Here is a 2,500-nt window from a genome sequence, read left to right on the forward strand (position 1 = left end):
TGGTTGCGGGGGCAGGATTTGAACCTGCGGCCTTCAGGTTATGAGCCTGACGAGCTACCGGGCTGCTCCACCCCGCGACTGTTAGCGTTTTTAGAGCGGTGCTTTGATCCGCTTCTGCCCGAGGGCTTATTTAGCGATCGGGTATTGTTTCATCGTTGTGAGAGAATATGTGGCTTCTTTCTAGGTTTGGCGGTGACCTACTCTCCCACGTCTTAAGACGCAGTACCATTGGCGTGTTGGCCCTTAACGGCCGAGTTCGGGATGGGATCGGGTGTTTAGCCAGCGCTATGACCACCAAACCGAGGAAGAAGCCTTTAGTCCAAGTCAGTTTCACTACATGCTTTTGATTTGAGCCTTGCTACTACTGGATCAAATCAAGCCAATCGGGCAATTAGTATCGGTCAACTGAATGCATTGCTGCACTTACATCTCCGACCTATCGACGTGGTGGTCTTCCACGGCCCTCAAGGGATACCTAGTTTTGAAGGGGGCTTCCCGCTTAGATGCCTTCAGCGGTTATCCTGTCCGGACATAGCTACCCAGCACTACCGTTGGCACGATAACTGGTCCACCAGTGGTCCGTTCACCCCGGTCCTCTCGTACTAGGGGCAACTCTTCTCAAGTATCCTACACCCACGGCAGATAGGGACCGAACTGTCTCACGACGTTCTAAACCCAGCTCACGTACCTCTTTAAATGGCGAACAGCCATACCCTTGGGACCTGCTCCAGCCCCAGGATGAGATGAGCCGACATCGAGGTGCCAAACGGTGCCGTCGATATGGACTCTTGGGCACCATCAGCCTGTTATCCCCAGAGTACCTTTTATCCGTTGAGCGATGGCCCTTCCACTCGGGACCACCGGATCACTATGGCCGACTTTCGTCTCTGCTCGACTTGTCAGTCTTGCAGTCAGGCTGGCTTCTGCCATTGCACTCAACGACCGATTTCCGACCGGTCTGAGCCAACCTTCGCGCGCCTCCGTTACACTTTGGGAGGCGACCGCCCCAGTCAAACTACCCACCACGCAGGGTCCCGGACCCGGATAACGGGCCGCGGTTAGACATCAAGAGTGCGAAGGGTGGTATCTCAAGGGAGGCTCCACGAGAACTGGCGTTCCCGCTTCGAAGCCTACCACCTATCCTGCACATCACAATCCTGATGCCAGTGCGAAGCTATAGTAAAGGTTCATGGGGTCTTTCCGTCTAACCGCGGGTAGTGTGCATCTTGACACACAGTTCAATTTCGCTGAGTCCACGTTTGAGACAGCGGGGAGATCGTTACGCCATTCGTGCAGGTCGGAACTTACCCGACAAGGAATTTCGCTACCTTAGGACCGTTATAGTTACGGCCGCCGTTTACCGGGGCTTCAATTCGGAGCTTGCACTCCTCCTTTTAACCTTCCGGCACCGGGCAGGCGTCAGACTGTATACGTCGCCTTACGGCTTCGCACAGCCCTGTGTTTTAAGTAAACAGTCGCCACCCCCTAGTTTGTGCCCCCCACCCACAGTTGCCTGCGAATGGGGCCTCCTTCTCGCGAACTTACGGAGGCATTTTGCCGAGTTCCTTAAACGTGGTTCTCTCAAGCGCCTTGGTATACTCTACCTGTCCACCTGTGTCGGTTTAGGGTACGGTCTCATGGAGGGCTATTTCCAGGGACCCCTGAGCTGCCCGATCAATCCGATAAGATCGAACAACCTTCAGGATCCGTCACTTCCTCCTGGCCCAGGAATATTAACCTGGTTCCCATCGACTACGCCTTTCGGCCTCGCCTTAGGGGCCGGCTTACCCTGCTCAGATTAGCTTTAAGCAGGAACCCTTGGACTTTCGGCGAGAGGGTCTCTCACCCTCTTTGTCGCTACTCATGTCAACATTCTCACTTCTGATCACTCCACCGGATGCCTTACAGCCCGGCTTCACAGTCAGAACATTGCCTCCAATGCATCCGAGGATGCTAAGGAGGCAGCGTTCTATATCACAGAACGCTCCGCTACCACGCGCATTGCTGCGCATCCAAAGCTTCGGCTCGTGGCTTGAGCCCCGTTACATCTTCGCCGCAGGACAACTTATCTAGACCAGTGAGCTGTTACGCTATCTTTAAAGGATGGCTGCTTCTAAGCCAACCTCCTGGTTGTTTTGGTCGTCCCACATGCTTTCCCACTTAGCCACGAATTGGGGGCCTTAGCTGTTGGTCAGGGTTGTTTCCCTCTTCACGACGGACGTTAGCACCCGCCGTGTGTCTCCCGGATAGTACTCTACGGTATTCGGAGTTTGCTTAGACTCAGTAAGGCTGTGGGCCCCCATCATCCATGCAGTGCTCTACCCCCGTAGGTATTCGTCCGAGGCGCTACCTAAATAGCTTTCGCGGAGAACCAGCTATCTCCGAGTTTGATTGGCCTTTCACCCCTAGCCACACGTCATCCGGACCCTTTTCAACGGGTGTCGGTTCGGACCTCCAGTTGGTGTTACCCAACCTTCATCCTGCACATGGCTAGATCACT

1 tRNA gene and 2 rRNA genes (1 of these 3 cut by a window edge) are annotated in these 2,500 nt (G+C 54.6%); all 3 read right to left on the reverse strand.

Annotated elements, in window-relative coordinates:
- Positions 1 to 77: transfer RNA gene (locus RYZ20_RS15735), tRNA-Met, on the reverse strand.
- A 107-nt stretch (positions 78 to 184) separates the two neighbouring features.
- A 5S ribosomal RNA gene (gene rrf, locus RYZ20_RS15740) occupies positions 185 to 299 on the reverse strand.
- A gap of 71 nt (positions 300 to 370) precedes the next feature.
- Positions 371 to 2,500 (reverse strand): 23S ribosomal RNA (locus RYZ20_RS15745) (it continues 701 nt past the right edge of the window).

Origin of the sequence: Pseudothioclava alba (assembly GCF_033100795.1) — a bacterium.
Taxonomy (GTDB): domain Bacteria; phylum Pseudomonadota; class Alphaproteobacteria; order Rhodobacterales; family Rhodobacteraceae; genus Pseudothioclava.